Here is a 2,843-nt window from a genome sequence, read left to right on the forward strand (position 1 = left end):
CGTAGATAGCGTCAGCGTTCTGCTGGTGCGTCCCGCTGCCGAACATCCATTACCCGCCAGCCTCGATCGTCTCGCTCACGAGTATGACCTGAGGGACGAACTGGAAGGCGCATGGTCAGTGCGGCCGCTCGAGCTCGCGAGCAAAGGGGGGCAGATCCTGCTGGTGCTCGAGGACCCGGGCGGTGAGCCGCTCGCGCGTCTGCTCGGCGCGCCGATGGAGATGGGCGATTTTTTGCGACTCGCTGCTGACATCGCCGCGGCACTAGGCAAGCTTCACCAGTGCGGCCTCGTCCATAAGGATCTCAAGCCCGCGCATATCCTCGTGAACTGCGCCGATGGGCAGGCGCGGCTCACCGGGTTCGGTCTCGCCTCGCGTCTGCCGCGCGAGCGGCAATCTCCCGAGCCGCCCGAGACCATCGCCGGCACTCTCGCTTATATGGCACCCGAGCAGACCGGCCGGATGAATCGCTCGATCGATTCGCGCAGCGACCTCTATGCATTCGGCGTCACGCTTTACCAGATGCTGACCGGCGTGCTGCCGTTCACGGCCGCTGACCCCATGGAATGGGTGCACTGCCATATCGCGAGAAAGCCGGTGCCGCCATGCGAGCTGGTGGAGACCGTCCCCGCCGCGGTCTCCCACATCGTAATGAAGCTGCTCGCCAAAGCGGCCGAAGAGCGCTACCAGACGGCGGCCGGTGTTGAGCATGATCTGCAGCATTGCCTCACCGAGTGGCAGCGTCGGCACTGCATCGATGTCTTCGCGCTGGGCGAACACGACACGCCTGACCGGTTGCTGATACCCGAGAAGCTGTATGGGCGTGAGCGTGAGATCAACACCTTGGTCACCACGTTCGATCGGGTCGTTAGGAGCGGCCCGCCTGAGCTGGTGCTGGTCTCCGGCTATTCTGGCATAGGAAAATCCTCGGTCGTCAATGAACTGCACAAGGTGCTTGTGCCGCCGCGGGGGCTCTTCGCGTCCGGCAAGTTCGACCAGTACAAGCGCGACATCCCCTATTCGACGCTGGTGCAGGCGTTTCAGAGCCTGGTGCGCCCACTGCTGGGCAAGCCCGGCAGGGAGCTGGCGAACTGGCGCAGTGCCTTCCTGGAGGCGCTGGAGCCCAATGCCCGACTCATGACCGACCTCATCCCCGAACTGAAGCTGATCATCGGTGAACCGCCACCTGTCCCGGCACTCGAGCCGCAACAGGCGCAACGCCGCTTCATGCTCGTGTTCCGGCGTTTCATCAGTGTATTTGCCCGGGCGGAGCATCCGCTTGCGCTCTTTCTCGACGATCTGCAGTGGCTCGACGCCGCAACGCTCGACCTGCTCGAGGATCTGTTGGCCGGCTCGGACCTGCGGCACCTGATGCTGGTCGGCGCTTACCGTGACAACGAGGTCGATGCTGCGCATCCGCTGATGGTCAAGCTCCAGGCCATCAGAAACGCGGGCGTCAAGATCAATGAGATCACGCTGGCGCCGCTCGCCCGTGTGCATATCAGTCAGTTGATCGCGGAGGCGCTTCACTGCGAGCCGGCGCGCATCACACCACTGGCGCAACTGGTCCATGACAAGACGGGTGGCAATCCGTTCTTTGTCATCCAGTTTCTGCACGCGCTTGCCGAAGAAGATTTGCTCACCTTTGATCATGACGTTGGGCAATGGTGCTGGGATCTCGATCGCATCCATGCCAAGGGTTACACCGACAACGTCGTGGACCTGATGGTCGGCAAGCTGGCCCGCCTGCCGGCTGGGACGCGGCACGCGTTGGAGCAGCTTGCCTGTCTCGGAAACGTCGCCGGGATCACGACAGTGTCGACCGTTCTCGGCATTCCGGAGGCACAGGTCCACGCGGCGTTGTGGGAGGCGATGCGTCAGGAACTCGTCGAGCGGCTGGAGGGGGCCTACAGGTTTGGTCACGACCGTGTTCATGAAGCCGCCTATTCACTGATCCCCGAAGCCTCGCGGACCTCGGCCCATCTGCGGATCGGGCGGCTGCTCGCTGCGCGCACGCCTCCGAAAAAGCGGGAGGAGGCGATCTTCGAGATCGTCGGTCAGCTCAATCGCGGCATCGCGCTGATCACCGAACAAGAGGAGCGGGAGCAACTCGCCTGGTTCAACCTGCTCGCTGGCCAGCGCGCCAAGGCGTCGACAGCCTATGCCTCGGCGCTGACCTATCTCATCACCGGCGCGGAACTATTGAACGACGATTGCTGGGAGCGTCGGCATGAGCTGATCTTTGCGCTGGAACTGGACCGGGCCGAATGCGAATTTCTGACCGGCCAGTTACGGGTCGCAGACGAGCGCCTGGCGGCGCTATCGAATCGGGTCACGACAACGGTCGAACGAGCCCGCGTCGCGTGCCTGCACACAGATGTCTGCACGACTCTCGATCAGAGCGACCGCGCGGTCGCCGTATGCCTCACCTACCTCCGGCATGTCGGCATCGAGTGGTCACCTCATCCGGACGACGAGGAGGTGCGACGGGAATACGAGCGCATCGGGACACGGCTTGGGGACCGGGCCATCGAGGAACTCATCGATTTACCGGCGATGGAGGACGCGGCCTCGCTCGCGACCGTCGAGGTGTTAGGCAAGCTTTTCGCACCTGCCTTGTTTACAGATGCGAACCTGGCTTCCCTGACGACCTGCAAGGGGGTCAGTCTCAGCCTCGAGCGTGGCAACTGTGATGCTTCATGTGTGCTCTATGCCAATGTCGGCCGGATTGCCGGACCGCGTTTTGGTGACTACCAGGTCGGATTCCGGTTCGGCCGGCTCGGCTGCGACCTCGTCGAACGACGTGGGCTAAGACGGTTCGAGGCGAGCACGTATCTTTGCTTCG

The 2,843-nt window shown here is 63.2% G+C and carries 1 protein-coding gene and 1 pseudogene; one reads left to right on the top strand and one right to left on the bottom strand.

Features of this window, described 5'->3' with window-relative positions:
* Nucleotides 1-118 precede the first annotated feature (118 nt).
* A pseudogene (locus NQV17_RS38285) lies at nt 119-1,318 on the top strand (serine/threonine protein kinase); the annotation flags it as partial.
* A 1,142-nt stretch (nt 1,319-2,460) separates the two neighbouring features.
* Here the strand turns inward: NQV17_RS38285 and NQV17_RS38290 are convergent.
* Nucleotides 2,461-2,685, bottom strand: a complete 225-nt coding sequence (locus tag NQV17_RS38290; protein WP_374692811.1) for an LPKTxAVK-anchored surface protein — start codon at nt 2,683-2,685, stop codon at nt 2,461-2,463.
* Nucleotides 2,686-2,843 lie beyond the last annotated feature (158 nt).

Source organism: Burkholderia sp. SCN-KJ (genome assembly GCF_024656005.1).
Taxonomy (GTDB): Bacteria; Pseudomonadota; Gammaproteobacteria; order Burkholderiales; family Burkholderiaceae; genus Burkholderia.